The sequence below is a fragment of the Peredibacter starrii genome (genome assembly GCF_034259205.1).
GTDB classification, from domain to species: Bacteria; Bdellovibrionota; Bacteriovoracia; order Bacteriovoracales; family Bacteriovoracaceae; genus Peredibacter; species Peredibacter starrii.
Genome location: NZ_CP139487.1, coordinates 2,261,419 through 2,278,566, shown reverse-complemented (window position 1 = coordinate 2,278,566; position 17,148 = coordinate 2,261,419). Strand labels below are relative to the sequence as shown.

Here is a 17,148-nt window from a genome sequence, read left to right as displayed (position 1 = left end):
GTCTAGGAGAAAAGATATGGATCTTAAAGATAAAAAATGTATTCCATGCTCAACTTACGTTCCACCACTTTCACAGGAAGAAAAAGAACGTCTCTTAAAGTCCCTCTCTCCAGAATGGAAACTGACAGAGAACAACTCACGCATACGTCGCGATGTTAAATTTAAAAATTTTAAACGTGCCCTGGAATTTACCAATGAAGTGGGTCGAATTGCAGAGGAAGAAAAGCATCACCCGGAAATCCATTTAGGATGGGGCCACTGCGATATCGAACTCTGGACCCATACCAATAATAACCTGGTCGAAAATGACTTCATCGTCGCAGCAAAGATTGATGAGGCCCACGCTAGGCTTTACCCCGCATCGCCTTAACTTCCTTAATGAAGCGCTTCTGCTTGATGGTTTTCCCGGCCAGATAAGATTGAGTCGGATCAATATAGAAGTGCTTCAAGGCCGCACGGCCAATCAGCATGCGAAACTTCATGGTCTCGCGGTTTGAAAGAGTCAGCTCAATCTTCTTTTTGATATTGGCCAGAACCATTGTCGTGCGAATGACATAACGATCTTCCTTGTGGCCACCGGAATCAGTAACAGAACGGATATCCACCAGAGGGGCACGACAAGAAACTACCACGGTGAAGTCACCTTGAATCGGGTGAACCTTGAAGTTCACATAGGTCTTAGCACCCTTCTTTTCGAGGGCAATATCAAACGCATGCAAGCTTGACGTTTTCGCACCAGTATCTACTTTGCCTTTGATGGCAACCAGACCCAGGTTTGGCATTGAGACCCATTCACGCCAGCCAATAATTTTTGATTCACTTTTTACTTCACTGTCCATTCATTGATTATATGAAAAAGTGATGTTTCCACAAAGGATGATTTTTCCTACTAAGATTTGTTGCAAAGACAATCCTGAGTGCTATCATAAAATAATCTGACAAGACGTCTAAAACCGCTGCGAGGTTCTTTTTCATGAAGAAAATATCTGTTCTTTCTACGCTTACGCTTTCATCGATGCTCTTAATGAGCTGTTCCCAAATGAAAAAAACTCCGTCTCGCGAAATGAGCAGTCTCATGGAAACTGTTCAAATCGAAGATGATGAAGTTTTTGAAAAGGCCCAACAAAACGGTGAGTATACTCACGAGATGGCCGAGGCCGATGCGGATGATGATTCCATCAAAACAACTGTTGGTGACGCTGAAATCGATAAAGAGCTTCCCGATTCTGAAAATAACGAAGTTCCCTACGCACGTAACTTCCTCGCAAAGAAAAACACTAAGCGTATGCAGTTTTGGGTAGATTACTTCACAAAACAAAACCGTGATCGTATGCAACGTTTTATCAATAACGGTGAAGAATATCGTCATCACATTGAGGCGATCTTTGAGGCCCACGGTCTTCCGAAAGAACTTTATTTCGTTGGCCTTATTGAATCTGGTTATTACCTAGGCGCTCGCTCTCATGCTTCGGCAGTGGGTCCTTGGCAATTCATCCGTGGCACAGGTGCTCGTTATGGTCTAAAAATCACGTCTGAAATTGATGAAAGACAAGATCTATTCAAGTCTACAAAGGCCGCAGCAATGTACTTTAAAGACATGCATAACGTTCTATCTTCATGGGAACTTGCTCTTGCTGGCTACAATGCTGGTGAATACGGAATCATCCGCCGAATTATGAAGCACGGAACACGTGACTTCTATGAGCTTTCTCGTAACAAACATCTTCCTTCTGAAACAATTAACTACGTTCCAAAAGTTCTTGCGGCCATGCACGTAGTAAATAACGCTGAAAAATACGGTTTCGTCATCCCTAAGAAAAAACACCGTCTTTTTGATCTAACTGAGCTTAAACCAGTTAAGAAGAACATCTCTCTTGTTTCAGTTGCTCGTCGTATGAATATCGACGTTGCTCTTTTAAAGAAACTTAACCCTGAACTTCGTCGTACTTCAACTCCAAGACACTTCGCAGGTACTTACTACCTTCGCGTGCCAAAATCTAAGTACAGCTACCGCCTGGATGAAATCGCAGCTCCAGTTGAAGTGGCAAAATTTTCAAAACCTGAATCTCGTCGTGATCTAAACCGCCGCACGGCCCATGTTGAAAAAGAAGCTAAAGTTGAAACAGAAGTAAAACCTAAACTTCACCATGTTCGTCGTGGCGAAACTCTTGTATCAATTGCCCGTAAGTACAACATGACGCCAAGAGAACTGGCGATGGCCAATGATTTCAAATCTTGGAGAACAAGAGTAAAAATCGGTCAACGACTGAAGCTTGAGGAAAGAGATGAGCAAAAAGTTGCAACTCGTACTGTGGCCCAAACTCCAAAAGTTAAAGTTACTAACAGGCCAATCGTTTATAAAGTTAAGCGTGGTGATAATCTGACAGACCTTGCCCGTTTGTTTGATCTAAATGTTTCAAAAATTAAAACGGCCAACAATCTAAAGCGTGGTCAGATTCAGGTAGGACAAAAAATCGTTCTTCCAGGTACTCAGAAAGGTATCTATACAGTAAGAAAAGGCGATCACCTGACGAAGGTTGCTCGTGAGTTTAACCAGCCGATCGAGGCGCTTGTAAAGATCAACTCTCTCAAGCAGCGCTCAATCTACCCTGGTCAAAAAATTATTGTGAATATGGATTAAACTTTGGTGAACCAATTTGAAATGTGGCCCTAAGGGGCAAATGATCCGAGAGGGCCGAACTTAAAACTTCGGCCCTCATCATTTTAAGGCCCGGTTTATAGAAGATATAATCAAGTCGACGATCTGGTGCCCAGGCCGGAAACGTGAAATAAGTCTTCTCGTCTTTCGCGTAAATATCATCAGGAACGACCTCAGAAAGCTTCGAGACCTGCATCCCTTCATAGCTCGCATCGTTCTCATAATCGTCTTCATTGTAGAATTTTGAGCGTTTCGTGGCACTTGCTGGAAGCATGTTAAAGTCCCCGGCCACAAAATCAATTCCCTCACGCTTCACTTTATCCACGAGCTGCCCAACTTGCTTTAAGCGGTCAATCTTATCAAAGGCCTCAAGATGAAGGTTTACGATTTTGTATTCTTTTTCATCCAATTCAATCGTCACAGTCTGGAAATAGCGATGTAGATAGAAAAGGTTATACCACCAAGGCTGAGACTGAGGTTTTTCAAGTAGGGTGACTGAGTGGTTTTTTAAAGGGTATTTACTAAGGATCGCTCCCCCGGATTTCACACGGCCAAAATTGTTTTTCAATGGCCAGTAAGGAAATGGAATGTAATTGGCGTCCCAAGACACGGCCTCTGCCACATAGGGATATCCCGCCTTCGCAGCCAGATACTGGGCCTGATTCAAATCCCCTGAACGAGAAGATTCAAAGTCCACTTCCTGAAGACAGATGACGTCCGGATTCCAGTCTTTAATTTGCTGAGCAAATTCTTTTAATTTTTCTTCGTAATATTCTTTCCCACGGTGCTCATAGCCCGGACCTTCAGAACCCTGGCCATAAAGATACCCAATGTTCCAGGTAAGAACTTTTACCACTGAAGGACGATCTTCCATATCAACCATGACTTCCGGATCAATATGATGAACTTCAAACTCGGCGGTTGATTCACCAATGCTCCATGGATAGGCACTCCAGGCGATGATGCCCACAAAGAGAAAAGCAAAAACAACCAGGGTTCCAACGATCATTTTCATACCTTTTTACCCCCGATAAAGAGAGCTTCTACAGAACCAGGAAAAGTCACACCCATAAATGGCGAGTGGCCAACTTTCGTTTTTAGATTGTCAGCTGCCACTGTCAGTGGACGCTTCATATTGAGAATCGAAAAGTTAGCTCTGAAACCAGGTTTTAAATATCCAAGACCATTACCCATGCCAGTGAATGCTTTAGAAATTTTCTGCCAGCTTGGCAGGAACTGATTATAGAAGTCTCCAGGATTTTCTGCCGCCACTTTAGCAATAAGTTTTGGATCGAGGCCCTGGTCATTAATCAGCCAGGTCACGAAGGGTCCAAACGTATCCAGACCAGTTAATCCAGATGTGCCTTTTTCTTTTTCCTCATGGGTATGAGGAGCATGATCAGTGGCAAGAAAATCAATCTCGCCATTTTTAAGGGCCATCAGAAGTGCGGAACGATCATATTCATGACGAATCGGTGGATTCATCTGAAAGACCTTAAGATCTTTTTCAAGAATGTGTTCGATATCATAGAACAAGTGCTGTGGAGTCACTTCAATCTGAACTTCCACACCTTGTGTACGAGCTTCACGAATAAGACGAAGACCTTCACCAGAACTATAGTGGCAGAGTTTCCCTTTAAGATTAAATTTTTGAATCATCATGAGAGCGTCTTTTGTGGCGATAACTTCTGCCTCCACCGGACGTCGATCATGGTGATGAGTGGCACTTTTGTGGGCCTCAAGAATAAGCGGATCTTCACAGTGAAAACTTACACATTCGCCGCGATAATTCTCAAGCGTGTGTTCCAGAGTTGGAAGATCTTTAAAGAACAACTCTCCAATCGATGGACCCATGTAGACCTTATAAGGAACAGGGTAGCTTAGAGGTTTTGTTTCCGGGCCTATTCCCGCATAGGCCCAGATTTCTCCGTCGACCTTTTCAGCGAGTTTAACTTTTGCTTCATAACTTTTATCATCCACAGGTGGAACTGGGTTATTCGGCATATCGCCCGCGTGACAAAGTCCTCCGTTGTGAAGGGCAGCACGAGCGCTGGTGAAATCTTCTTTATAATTATTTTTGCCCGAGACATCCTCACGGGCATGAATATGTACGTCCCCCATTCCTGCGAATAAGTAACAATCATTTCCAAAACTATAATCAGGTGTAAGGTTCAAGTCCCCTACTGCCACAATCAATCCAGTCGTTTCATCAAACTGAATCTGCTGGCGTTTTACATCCGTTGAAGTAACGGTAATAGCATCAATAACTTTCACGAGTGCTTCCTTACCACTGTAGTGGGACTTCCCTGGTCCGTCGGCATCGTAATAATTTCATCAATCACGACGTGACGAGGTTGCTCGAGCATGAATGTCATCATGCGAGCGATATCATCCGCCTCAAGAGGAACCATCCCGGCATAGACTGAGTCGGCAGTTTTCTGATCACCTTTAAAGCGAACTTTACTAAATTCCGTGTTCACCATTCCGGGTGAAATCTGCATAACACGAATATTTTTCCCGGCCGTTTCTTCACGAACAACACGGGTGAAAGCATTTACTGCATGTTTTGTGGCACAATAAACCGCCCCACCCTGATAGGTGTAATGTCCGGCCACAGAACACAAATTAATAATGTCTCCCTTCCCTGCTTTTAACATCCAAGGAAGTGTCAGGTGAACAAGTTTGAAGTTTGCCGTGATATTGGTGCTGATCATCTGCTCCATATCCGTGAGCTGCGAGAGTTCAAGTTTTTCGCGGCCAAGAGCAAGCCCAGCATTGTTTACCAGAACATCGACTTTTTCTTCCGTGATCTTTTTGATGAGTTCCACAGCGTGTGAATCATTTACATCACAAGCAATGACATCAACTTTCACATTCGGAAACTCTGTTTGAATTTCGGACTTCACTTCTAAAAGTTTTTCTTCACGACGGGCAAGAAGAAAGAGATGAGCACCACGCATGGCCATAGAAAACGCCATAGCACGGCCAATCCCTGAGGAAGCGCCGGTTATAAGTACACGAGAATTTTTTAATGAATAGAGTGCATGACTACCCATACTTGTCCTTTGGTGACAGTGGATAAACGACTTAACTCATCTATTATTAACGCTTAGGAGTGTGTTGACAAGAAATAGGGGGCCAGAACGGCCCCCTATTCTCAATTAAGCATTTAGCTTTCTTAGAACGTAGTGAAGGATACCTGAGTTTTTGTAGTACTCAAGTTCGTTGGCCGTATCGATACGAGAGTGGAAAACCACTTTTTCAACCGAGCCATCTTTACGCTTAATTTCAGCGTTCAGTTGAGCTTTAGGTTTCATATCGGCCAGACCGTGGATTGTGATTTCTTCAGAACCATCAAGGTTAAGTGATTTACGAGTAGCACCACCAGTGAATTGAAGAGGAATTACACCCATACCAATAAGGTTAGAACGGTGAATACGCTCGAAGCTCTCAGTGATAACAGCTTTAATACCTAGTAGACGAGTACCTTTCGCTGCCCAGTCACGAGATGAACCTGTACCGTATTCTTTACCAGCAAGAACCACGAGTGGTTTACCAGCTGCTTGATACTTCATTGAAGCATCATAGATGGTCGTTTCTTCACCAGTTGGGATGTATGTTGTGAATCCACCCTCTTTACCAGATTTTACCATCTCGTTTTTAAGACGGATGTTAGCGAATGTTCCACGAGTCATAACTTCATCGTGACCACGACGAGCACCATATTGGTTGAAGTCCGCTGGTTTTACACCACGGCCAACCAGGTATGAACCGGCCGGAGTTTCAGGCTTGAATGAACCAGCAGGAGAAATGTGGTCAGTCGTGATTGAATCACCGAATAAACCAAGAACATTTGCACCAACGATATCTTTGATCGCTTCTGGATCTTTCTTCATACCTTTGAAGTATGGAGGGTTATTGATGTAAGTCGAAGCAGAATCCCAAGCGTAAGTTTCGCCTTCAGATACTGGAACCTTCTGCCAGAACTCATCACCTTTGAACACGTCAGAGTAACGAGATTTGAACATCGCAGGAGTAATTGCCTTCGAAGCTTCGAAGATTTCCTGTGAAGTAGGCCAGATGTCTTTTAGGTAAACATCTTTACCGTTAGAACCTTTACCGATTGGATCTTTAGTAAGATCAAGTTTCACGTTACCAGCGATTGCGTAAGCAACAACTAGCGGAGGTGAAGCAAGGTAGTTGGCTTTAACGTCTGGAGATACACGGCCTTCAAAGTTACGGTTACCAGAAAGAACTGCTGACGCAGTAAGGTTACCGTCTTTGATCGCCTTAGAAAGTTCAGGGGCCAGAGGACCTGAGTTACCGATACAAGTTGTACAACCGTAACCAACAAGGTTGAAACCAAGCTTGTTAAGTTCAGGTTGAAGACCAGCGGCCTCAAGGTAATCAGTTACAACTTTAGATCCCGGGGCCAGAGAAGTTTTCACCCATGGCTTTTTCGTAAGACCAAGAGCGTTTGCTTTTTTAGCAACTAGACCAGCAGCGATGAGAACTGATGGGTTAGATGTATTTGTACAAGAAGTGATCGCAGCGATCATCACATCACCGTGAGTAATTGTGAAATCCTTACCATCAACTTTCTGAGCAACGTTAGCGTCGTCAGCTTTTACTTTGAAACCAGTTTCAGAAACCAGGTCTTTTTTGAAACCTTCAGAGATGTTTGAGAGAGCGATTCTGTCTTGAGGACGCTTAGGACCAGCAAGTGATGGCTCAACAGTAGAAAGATCTAATTCAAGAGTGTCTGTGAAGATAGGATCTTTAGAATCGTTTCTCCAGAAACCTTGCTCTTTTGCGTAAGCTTCAACAAGTTGAACGCGCTCTTCATCACGACCTGTGAAACGAAGATATTCAATCGTTTTTTCATCAACCGGGAAGAAACCACAAGTAGCACCGTATTCTGGGGCCATGTTTGCAATTGTTGCACGGTCAGCAAGAGTCAGATCTTTTAGACCAGGACCGAAGAACTCAACGAACTTATCAACTACGCCTTTTTTACGAAGCATATTTGTAACAGTTAGAACTACGTCAGTTGCAGTTACGCCTTCTTTAGTTTTACCAGTAAGTTTGAAACCAACAACTTCTGGAATAAGCATTGTAACAGCTTGGCCAAGCATCGCGGCTTCTGCTTCAATACCACCAACACCCCAACCAAGAACAGAAAGACCGTTCACCATAGTTGTGTGTGAATCTGTACCAACGCAAGTGTCACAGTAAGCGATGGTCTTACCATCTTCTTCTTTTGTCCAAACAGTTTGAGCAAGATATTCAACGTTCACTTGGTGACAGATACCTGTACCAGGAGGAACTACGCGGAAATTTTTAAATGCTTTTTGTCCCCACTTAAGAAACTTGTAGCGCTCGCCGTTTCTTTCGTATTCAAGGTTCATGTTTTTTGTGAATGCATCCGGAGTTGCAGAGTAATCAACAATCACTGAGTGATCGATTACCAGATCAACTGGAACCTGAGGGTTAATTTTTTGAGGATTACCACCAACTGCTTTCATGGCATCTCTCATAGCTGCCAGATCAACTACCGCTGGTACACCAGTAAAGTCCTGCATAAGAACGCGAGCAGGATAGTAGTTAATTTCGCGAGTCGACTTCTTGTCTTTCGTCCATTGGCCCATGGCCTTAATGTCGTCACCGAAAACAGTGAAACCATCTTCATTACGAAGAAGGTTTTCCATCAACACTTTCAGCGAGTATGGAAGGTTTTCTACATCACCCACACCAGCTGCTTGAGCTGCTTTAAGTGAAAAGTAGTCGTAAGATTTATTGCCGACCTTCAGGGTCTGGCGAGTTTTAAAAGTATCGAGTCTCTTGTCTGACACTGTTCACTCCCTTGAAAAATTTATGAGATATTCTAACCTGTTAGAGAAATACTGACTATGCAATTCCGTGAGTTTGGCATAACGAACTTTTCGATTACCCGACTCTTTCCATCATTCAAAATTTCAAATCTTCTCCCTTGAAGGATAATTTGTAATAGACGAAGATGATGCATCATATAAAACAGGATGTTTTTAATGCAAATCACTCGTAACAATCATCAGCGCTACATGGCGCGCTTGACCCCGTTCCTTGTCGTCCTTTACCTCGCACAAGTTTACATTTATCAGAAGTTTGCCCCTCCTCACCTCTCAAATGACATGAATGTTTTCTTAGGTGTGGGTCTGGCACTGATTATTCTTCTGTATCACTTTTACGATATTCATCACAAAGTGATCCTGAAACCCAATTACATTGAGGCCCGCTTTGATCTTTTGAAGATCAAAGAAGAAATGCTTTATCAGAATGTGGTTCACGTAGAGATTAAGAAGTCGCGTTTTCACTATGCACAAGTGACTCTTCACGCCCATGACGGAAGTACAATCCGGCTTCACCATGTGGATTCACCGGAATTGATCGAAAACTATATTCAAAAAAAGAAATCTAAGAGGCCTTAGGAATTTGAATCCTAAATGTAGTAGGACCCTGCTCTTTTAAGAGCAGGAGTTTCCCTTGATTTTGCTCTAGGTATGCTTTGGCATTCGAAAGTCCAATCCCAAAATGAAGTGGCTTCGTTGAAAAGAACGGAACGAACACGTTTTGTGCGTCGGTGTTTTTAATGCCGGGCCCATTGTCCTTAATATCAAGGTAAGCGTGCTTATCGTCACTCCAGGCCGAAACAGAAATCTGTTTATTGCCATGATTCTCGAGGGCCTCAACCGAGTTCCCTATGACATTTAAGATCACCTGGGTAAGTTGATTCTTATTCACTTTAATTTTGAGACGTTTTTCAGTGTCGATATCTACTTCAATCTTATCCATACGACTCTTCATGAGCAGCAGACTATCTTCCACCAAATCTTCCAAATGGCATTCAGTGACTTCCTCCCCCATATCTTTGGAATAGGTCTTAAGTGCTTTTAAGACACTCGAGACGCGATTGACGGTTTGATCAATCACATCGAGCTCACTCATGATTTCTTCTTTGCTTGCGACATCTTTTTCTTTCAGTCGCAAACGAAGCATCATTGCGCGACCAACAATGATGGTCAGAGGATTACTGATTTGATGACAGATTCCACCAGTCAGTTCTCCAATGGTTTGAAGTTTCGCCTTATTGATCAAAAGCTCTTGCTGGTCTTCAAGCTTTCTTTTGGCCGCGGTCAATTCAAGATTCTTCTTACGAAGTTCCATTTGGGCCACAACCTGCTCGGCAAGATGCATGAGCGAGGCCTTTTGCTTTTCAGAAAGAGAGCCGGGTTTATCATCAATGACACATAAAGTGCCAAGTGCATGTCCATTAGGAGAGATTAAAGGTGCACCAGCATAAAAACGTATATATGGAGCATCAATCACCAGTGGATTACCACTAAAGCGTGGATCAGAAGTTGCATCTGAAATTTCCATGATGCCGTCTTGTCGGATGGCATGATCACAGAAAGAAACACAACGAGGAGTCTCAGTGGCGTCAAGGCCAACTGCAGATTTAAACCACTGTCTTTGGGCATCCAAAAGACTAATAACTGCTATCGGTGTTCCGCAAATAACGGAAGCTAATGAGGTTATTTGATCAAAGGCGGGTTCTCTTTCAGTATCCAGGATCTCATAAGATTTGAGCTCCATCAGACGGTGCAGTTCCCAAGATTCGTCGAATTTAGTCATCTATTTTCAGGTCCTTTTTTGAGTTCAAAAAATTCTCTCATAAAACCAAAAATAACTCCGAATAGACAAACAATGAACGAGGTAAAAAAATCATTGCAAGTTACCCGAGAGAAGCATTTGGATCATATGGTCCGAGTGGTCCCCTTTATCGTCTTCTGTTATGCCATTCAATGCTATGCCATCGTCAAATTAGGGCCCTCTGAAATCACAAACTTAAGTGTGATGGTGCTTGGTGGATTTCTCTCTCTCATGATCCTAAGCTTCGTTACTTACGATCTTCGTCACCAGGTCTTTTTTGATGAGCACGAGCTGCATAGTCAGTTTTTTTCTTTCAAGCATTCCATTCGATACGAAGATATTTTGAGTGTTGAAGTCAGTGAGGAAAAACAGTCCTTCGCAAGTCTTACGATTAAAACCAAAACAGGTAAGAAGACCTACTTTTTTATCGATAATGCAGACAAAGTAAAAGAATGGTTGGAAGCGAAGAAATACTCTGAAATGAATCTAGCGGCCTAAAATTCTGACGATCACATCTTTGTTATTTTTCTCTGCACTCTGAAGTGCTTTTTCAAGACAAACCGGATTCACTACGCTCTTTAAAAGAATTGTCATACCTGAATGACCTTCTTTGGCGGCGGTTACAAGTGCACAATTTTCCCCACCCGCATTCACGTCAATTTCACGAGAAGAAATGAGAAGTTTTCCTGCGTCGGTTGAATTATTAAAGGCCGCAATATGAAGGGCCGTTTCGCCTCTTAGATTTTCTAAATTAACATCAGCATCGCTTGCGAGGAGAATCTTCAAAATGCGAGCATCATTGTTCTTGGAAGCAATCATGAGACCAGTCAGGAAATCTTTAGGACTTCGTTGATTCACATCTGCGCGGGAGCCTAACAGCAGAGACACAATTTTATCTCGTTTATGTTTTACCGCTTCTATAAGAACTGTGGTTGTAGGTTTTTTAAAGTCATCAATGCCATTCACATCCGCACCTTCTAAGAGCGCGCTTTGAGCAAGCACTACATCGTTTTTTTGAATGGATTTAAACAGTTTCTGAGTGGCCTTCGATTGGGCAAATCCAGAAAATGAAAAAGTAAGTAGGGACAGCATCAAAATAAATCGCATGCCCTATTGTAAAACGAATAAAGATGAATGGGTTTAAGAGTGAAAAAGCTTTGTAGTATGATCAAAGTTTAATCACTTTCGCCAGTGAAAGTAAAAGTGCATTAAGTATCTGAAATCGGGCACCTTTAGAAGGTGCCCGAAGGAGAATTACATGTTCAGAGCGCGGTTTTCAGAGGCCGCTAAACAAGCGTCCTTGAAGGCCTCAGCATAAGTTGGGTGAGCGTGGCATGAGCGACCGATATCTTCGGCCGAAGCACGGAATTCCATCGCGATCACTGCTTCTGCAATAAGGTCGGCCACTCGTGGACCGATCATGTGAACACCCAGGATCTCGTCTGTGTTTTTATCAGCAAGAACCTTGATGAAACCATCTTTCTCATTTGAAGCTCTGGCGCGACCAGAGGCCACGAATGGGAACTTCCCTACCTTATATTGAACACCATTTTGTTTTAGCTCTTGTTCAGTAGCACCAACTGCTGAAACCTCTGGCCAAGTATAAACAACACCTGGAATCAAGTTGTAGTTTACGTGAGGCTTCTGGCCCGCGATAAGCTCGGCCACATAAACGCCTTCTTCTTCAGCTTTATGAGCAAGCATGGCACCTTTAACCACGTCACCAATGGCGTAGATATGAGGTACAGCAGTTTGAAGGTGATCATTCACGGCCACACGTCCGCGCTCATCAACTTGAAGGCCCGCGGCCTCAAGGTTTAGGCCCTCAGTGTATGGACGACGACCTACGGCCACAAGCACGTAGTCGCCTTTAAGTTCAACTTCAGAGCCATCAGCTTTTGCCTTGGCCTTAACTGTTAGCTCATTACCTTTACGGATAACATCTGTTACGCCGTGGCCAAGATAGAACTCCATGCCTTCTTTTTTTAGAACTTTGTTAAGCTCTTTTCCAAGGTCAGCATCCATAGTCGCGATGATGGAATCAGCGAATTCAACCACAGAAACTTTTGCACCCAGGCGCTTAAATACTGAGCCCATCTCCAGACCAATAACACCACCACCAATTACGATCATGTGCTTTGGAACTTCTTTAAGTTTCAAAGCTTCAGTCGAAGTGATGATTCTTTCTTTATCAATTTTTACATTTGGAAGAGATGAAGGTTTAGAACCAGTGGCAATAATAATATTTTTACCCTGAATTTCTTTTGTTTCAGAATCACCTTTAACAGAGATTGTGTTCTTGTCTTTGAAAGAACCAAGGCCCTGAAATACTGTGATCTTGTTTTTCTTCATAAGAAAGTTCAGGCCACTTGTGTTGTCAGCAACAACCTTCGCCACACGATCACCCATCTTCACCACATCAAGCTTCACACCTGAGGCAGTGATTCCGTGAACGTCAAATGAATGAGTCAGTTCATGATATCTTTCAGAAGAATCTAACCACGCCTTAGATGGGATACAACCAACGTTTGTACATGTTCCACCAAGGGTCTTATATTTTTCAACGATGGCCGTTTTAAAACCAAGTTGGGCCGCGCGAATGGCAGCAATATATCCACCAGGACCCGAGCCAATAACTACTACATCAAACTGTTCCATAAATAATACACCTGAAAAAAATGGGCCCTTACAAAAAGGGCCCCTGATTAAACTAAGAATTAGATATCAAGAAGAAGACGAGCAGGATCTTCGATCATTTCCTTAACTGCTTTTAGGAATGAAACTGACTCACGACCATCGATAATACGGTGATCGTAAGAAAGAGCAAGATACATGATCGGACGGATCACGACTTGACCGTTGACCGCTACTGGACGCTCAACGATATTGTGAAGACCAAGAATCGCTGATTGAGGAGCGTTCAGGATCGGAGTTGAAAGCATTGAACCGAAGATACCACCGTTTGTAATAGTGAATGTTCCGTTCTGCATTTCTTCAATTGTAATTTTACCGTCACGAGCGCGAGTCGCAAGCTCAATGATTTTTGATTCAATCGCCGCCATTCCCATAGATTCAGCGTTACGGATTACCGGAACCACTAGACCTCTTGGAGTTGATACAGCAACACCAACGTCAGCATAGTTGTGGAAAACGATTTCGTTACCATCAATCATGCCATTTACGGCCGGGTATTGTTTAAGGGCAGCACAAGCAGCTTTTGTGAAGAAGCTCATGAAGCCAAGACCAACACCGTGCTTGTCTTTGAATGAATCTTTATATTTCTTTCTAAGTTCCATAACAGCACTCATATCAACTTCGTTGAAAGTTGTGAGCATTGCCGTTGTATTCTTAGCAGCAACGAGACGAGAAGCGATGGTCTTACGAAGACCAGTCATTTTCTCACGACGAATTTCGCGAGAGAAAGATGATGCCATTGTCTGGTGAGCGAGAGATTTAAGAGATGAATCTGAAGCAGTTGCACCTGCAGGAGCTGCCTGAGCACCCATAGCGTCCGCTTTAGTGATGCGGCCATCTTTACCAGAACCTTGAACCGAAGAAGCGTCTACACCCTTCTCAGCAAGGATTTTAGAAGCAGCTGGAGATGGATAATTCTTATCGCCACCAGTTGAAGCCGGGGCCGCAGCGGCCTTGGGAGCCTCTTGCGCAGGAGCAGGAGCGGCAGCGGCCGGCGCTGAGGCACCAGCAGAAGCCGTTTCATCTACTTCAGCAACTTTTGTACCGATAGCAACAGTCTCGCCTTCTTTAACTAAAATTTTCAATTTACCTGCTTTGGGAGCAGAGATTTCTAGTGTCGCTTTATCTGATTCAATTGAACAAATAGCTTCATCTAATTTAACAATGTCGCCGTCTTTTTTAAGCCAGCTCGCGATCGTTACTTCAGAAATGGATTCACCAACACTTGGAACTTTTACATCAACCATAACTTATCCTTTTAACAGCTTATACTGATTCAATTTTATCTGCGAAAGCGCCATTCACGATCTTCGCCTGCTCTTGAGCGTGAACACTTGCGTATCCAGTCGCAGGAGAAGCAGAAGACTTACGAGCAATCAGTTTGAAATCATCAAACTGAACATAGCGACGTAGGAATGTGAAAGCACCCATGTTCTTCGGCTCTTCTTGTACCCACACTTTCTCAGCGTTCTTGTATTTCTCAAGAAGCTTCCAGCTTTGCTCTTCTGGCATTGGGTAAAGTTGCTCAAGACGAACAATCGCCACGTCTTTACGCTTATCTTTTTGTTGTTTTGCTTTTAGATCGTAGAACACCTTACCAGTACACATAATAAGACGTTTAACGTCTTTAGCGTTCACGTCAGCATCATCGATGATCTCTTGGAACGAACCTTCCATAAGGTCCTTCTTAGGAGAAACACAATCAGGGTGACGAAGAAGTGACTTCGGCGTGAAGATAACAAGTGGCTTACGGAAGTCCCACTTCACTTGACGACGAAGAGCATGGAAAATGTTCGCCGGAGTAGTAAGGTTTGCTACTACCATGTTCCACTCAGCAGCTAGCTGAAGGAAACGCTCAGGACGAGCATTCGAGTGCTCAGGCCCCTGACCTTCGTAACCGTGTGGAAGCATCATCACAACACCTGATTGTCTTTGCCACTTCGACTCTCCAGAAGAGATGAACTGGTCAATGATTGTCTGAGCGCCGTTAGCGAAGTCACCAAATTGAGCTTCCCAGATCGCAAGAGACTGAGGAGAGCCTAGTGAGTAACCGTATTCAAATCCAAGTACTGCGTACTCAGAAAGAAGTGAGTTATAGATTTTGTACTTACCTTGCTTCTCAGCAAAGTTCTGAAGGAAGATGTGACGAGTGTTTGAGTTCTCATCAACCACACCCGCGTGACGGTGAGAGAATGTACCACGAATACAGTCCTGACCTGACATACGAACGTTAATGCCTTCAAGAAGAAGTGAACCGTAGGCCATGTGCTCGGCCAGTGCCCAGTCAAGTTGATCGTCAGCAAAACGCTTCGATCTCTCTTCAAGAAGCTTATCGATCTTCTGAATAGGTTTAAAATTCGCAGGAAGTGAAGTCAGACCTTTAAGAACTTTCTCCATTGTATCAAGCGTGATCGCTGTCTTCGGAGAATAGTCGAAGTCTTTCGGAGTAGAACGACGGAAGGCCTTCCACTGCTCTTCAGGCTTCTGATAAAGGTATGGAAGCGGCTTCTGCTTCACCATATTGAAACGCTCTTGAAGAAGATTTTTGAATTGTTCTTCCATCGTCACAGCAAGTTGCGCTTCGATTTGTTTCCCTTCGATAAGTTTATCTTTATAAACTTCACGAGGGTTAGCGTGTTTAGAAATTAGAGCGTAGAACTTAGGCTGAGTGAATCTAGGCTCATCAGACTCGTTGTGACCGTGCTTACGGTAACAAACCATATCTACGAAAATATCTTTGTGGAACTTGGCCCTGAATTCAGAAGCTAGTTCAACTGCGTACACAACAGCTTCAGCATCATCACCGTTAACGTGAATCACCGGAGTTTCAAGAACGCGAGCAACTGAAGTTGAATAGATTGATGAACGAGCATCATCGAAGTCAGTCGTGAAACCAACTTGGTTGTTAATCACGAAGTGAACCGCTCCACCAACATTGTAACCTTTTAGGGCCGACATCTGAACAGTTTCGTAACAGATACCCTGGCCCGCTACTGCAGCGTCACCGTGGATGATGATTGGAAGAATCTTATTTGGATCTTCTTTGTAAAGAGTGTCGCCTTGAGCACGAGAGTAACCAAGAACAACCGCTGAAACCGCTTCAAGGTGAGAAGGGTTCGGCATAAGTTTTAGATAAACTTTCTGGCCACCTGTTGTCGTAACTTGTGAAGCGTAACCCATGTGGTACTTCACGTCTCCGTCACCCATTGTAAGGTCCGGAGTTGCCTGGCCTTCAAATTCATTGAAGATGTATTCGTATGTTTTACCCATCACGTTTGCCAGAACGTTCAAGCGACCACGGTGGGCCATACCGATCACAACTTCTTCTACACCATGAGTGGCAGATTTATTGATGATGGCGTCTAATGCTGGGATTGTATTTTCTCCGCCTTCAAGTGAGAAACGTTTTTGACCAACGTATTTTGTATGAAGGAAGTTTTCGAAAGCAACTGCTTCGTTAAGTTTAGTTAGAATTCTTTTTTTCTTATCGATACCAAAGTTTCTATCTGCTGCTTGGTTTTCGAATTTCTTCTGGAACCACTCACGAATTTCAGTGTCGTTAGAGTGCATATACTCAACACCGATTGTGCTGCAGTAGATGTTACGAAGGTGACCAATGATATCTTTTAGTTTTGCATTCTTAAGACCTACAACTTCACCAATACCAAAAGTTTCTTCAAGGTCAGCAGAAGTCAAACCATGATCTTCAAGCTCAAGACGAGGAAAACGATTCATGCGTTCACGAATAGGGTTCGTCGTAGAAATTAAATGTCCGCGTGAACGGTAAGCATCGATCAAACGATAAACTTTAAATTCTTTTCCAAGATTTCCAACGACTGCTCCACCAGCTTCTTGACCTTCGGCCGGACGGTTTAAACCGAATTCAACGCCACGGAAAAACTGGCGCCATGAAGAATCCACTGAATCTGGATTTTTCTTAAAGTCAGTATAAAGGCTGTCGATGAAAGCGTTATCGGAAGATGAAACATAGGAGTAATCATTGGAAACTGTCATAAGATTTAACTCGTAAAAGTGGGTTGATGTTTGCGGATATTATAAGACATCTGACTTCGAGTGAAAATCTTAAAACCCAGAAATTTCAAATG

At 43.4% G+C, this 17,148-nt stretch carries 14 protein-coding genes; 4 read left to right on the top strand and 10 right to left on the bottom strand.

The window, feature by feature from the left end:
- Positions 1–16: 16 nt before the first annotated feature.
- A complete protein-coding gene (locus tag SOO65_RS11610) occupies positions 17–370 on the top strand; it encodes a 4a-hydroxytetrahydrobiopterin dehydratase (RefSeq protein ID WP_321389853.1) in 354 nt (117 codons plus the stop codon).
- Here the strand turns inward: SOO65_RS11610 and SOO65_RS11605 are convergent.
- Positions 345–839, bottom strand: a complete 495-nt coding sequence (locus SOO65_RS11605; protein WP_321389851.1) for an ATP-dependent zinc protease family protein — start codon at positions 837–839, stop codon at positions 345–347. The genes SOO65_RS11610 and SOO65_RS11605 overlap by 26 nt on opposite strands.
- A gap of 134 nt (positions 840–973) precedes the next feature.
- Between SOO65_RS11605 and SOO65_RS11600 the strand changes: the two genes are divergently transcribed.
- Positions 974–2,641 carry a lytic transglycosylase domain-containing protein gene (locus SOO65_RS11600; RefSeq protein WP_321389849.1) on the top strand — a complete coding sequence of 556 codons (1,668 nt, stop codon included), beginning with the start codon at positions 974–976 and terminating at the stop codon, positions 2,639–2,641.
- Here the strand turns inward: SOO65_RS11600 and SOO65_RS11595 are convergent.
- The 4 genes from SOO65_RS11595 to acnA all read right to left on the bottom strand — a co-directional run bounded on the left by SOO65_RS11595 (position 2,622) and on the right by acnA (position 8,511).
- A complete protein-coding gene (locus SOO65_RS11595; protein WP_321389845.1) occupies positions 2,622–3,674 on the bottom strand; it encodes an endonuclease/exonuclease/phosphatase family protein in 1,053 nt (350 codons plus the stop codon). The two genes, SOO65_RS11600 and SOO65_RS11595, sit on opposite strands and share 20 nt — an antisense overlap.
- A complete protein-coding gene (locus tag SOO65_RS11590; protein ID WP_321389842.1) occupies positions 3,671–4,933 on the bottom strand; it encodes an amidohydrolase family protein in 1,263 nt (420 codons plus the stop codon). Before SOO65_RS11590 ends, SOO65_RS11595 begins: the two co-directional genes overlap by 4 nt.
- Positions 4,930–5,715: an SDR family NAD(P)-dependent oxidoreductase gene (locus tag SOO65_RS11585; protein ID WP_321389839.1), complete on the bottom strand. Its 786-nt coding sequence runs from the start codon at positions 5,713–5,715 to the stop codon at positions 4,930–4,932. Before SOO65_RS11585 ends, SOO65_RS11590 begins: the two co-directional genes overlap by 4 nt.
- Before the next feature lie 105 nt (positions 5,716–5,820).
- Positions 5,821–8,511, bottom strand: a complete 2,691-nt coding sequence (gene acnA / locus SOO65_RS11580) for an aconitate hydratase AcnA (RefSeq protein WP_321389836.1) — start codon at positions 8,509–8,511, stop codon at positions 5,821–5,823.
- A 195-nt stretch (positions 8,512–8,706) separates the two neighbouring features.
- Here acnA and SOO65_RS11575 point away from each other — a divergent pair, with 195 nt between their 5' ends.
- Entirely contained in the window at positions 8,707–9,126 is a 420-nt protein-coding gene (locus SOO65_RS11575) for a hypothetical protein (RefSeq protein ID WP_321389834.1), read from the top strand.
- Here SOO65_RS11575 and SOO65_RS11570 read toward each other — a convergent pair.
- On the bottom strand, positions 9,113–10,330 hold the full coding sequence (locus tag SOO65_RS11570) for a GAF domain-containing sensor histidine kinase (RefSeq protein ID WP_321389831.1): 1,218 nt from the start codon (positions 10,328–10,330) through the stop codon (positions 9,113–9,115). The two genes, SOO65_RS11575 and SOO65_RS11570, sit on opposite strands and share 14 nt — an antisense overlap.
- Before the next feature lie 117 nt (positions 10,331–10,447).
- Between SOO65_RS11570 and SOO65_RS11565 the strand changes: the two genes are divergently transcribed.
- Positions 10,448–10,846: a hypothetical protein gene (locus SOO65_RS11565; protein WP_321389828.1), complete on the top strand. Its 399-nt coding sequence runs from the start codon at positions 10,448–10,450 to the stop codon at positions 10,844–10,846.
- On the opposite strand, the gene SOO65_RS11560 is transcribed toward SOO65_RS11565, so the two are convergent.
- The 4 genes from SOO65_RS11560 to SOO65_RS11545 form a co-directional block, all read right to left on the bottom strand.
- The gene (locus SOO65_RS11560; protein ID WP_321389825.1) at positions 10,835–11,455 is read right to left on the bottom strand and encodes an ankyrin repeat domain-containing protein; all 621 of its coding nucleotides are present in this window, start codon (positions 11,453–11,455) and stop codon (positions 10,835–10,837) included. The two genes, SOO65_RS11565 and SOO65_RS11560, sit on opposite strands and share 12 nt — an antisense overlap.
- Positions 11,456–11,602: 147 nt before the next feature.
- Complete coding sequence (gene lpdA, locus SOO65_RS11555; RefSeq protein ID WP_321389822.1) at positions 11,603–13,006, bottom strand: dihydrolipoyl dehydrogenase; 1,404 nt, start codon at positions 13,004–13,006, stop codon at positions 11,603–11,605.
- Between the two features lie 59 nt (positions 13,007–13,065).
- Positions 13,066–14,289 carry a 2-oxoglutarate dehydrogenase complex dihydrolipoyllysine-residue succinyltransferase gene (gene odhB, locus SOO65_RS11550; protein ID WP_321389818.1) on the bottom strand — a complete coding sequence of 408 codons (1,224 nt, stop codon included), beginning with the start codon at positions 14,287–14,289 and terminating at the stop codon, positions 13,066–13,068.
- A 19-nt stretch (positions 14,290–14,308) separates the two neighbouring features.
- Positions 14,309–17,056, bottom strand: a complete 2,748-nt coding sequence (locus SOO65_RS11545; RefSeq protein ID WP_321389816.1) for a 2-oxoglutarate dehydrogenase E1 component — start codon at positions 17,054–17,056, stop codon at positions 14,309–14,311.
- Positions 17,057–17,148: the final 92 nt, after the last annotated feature.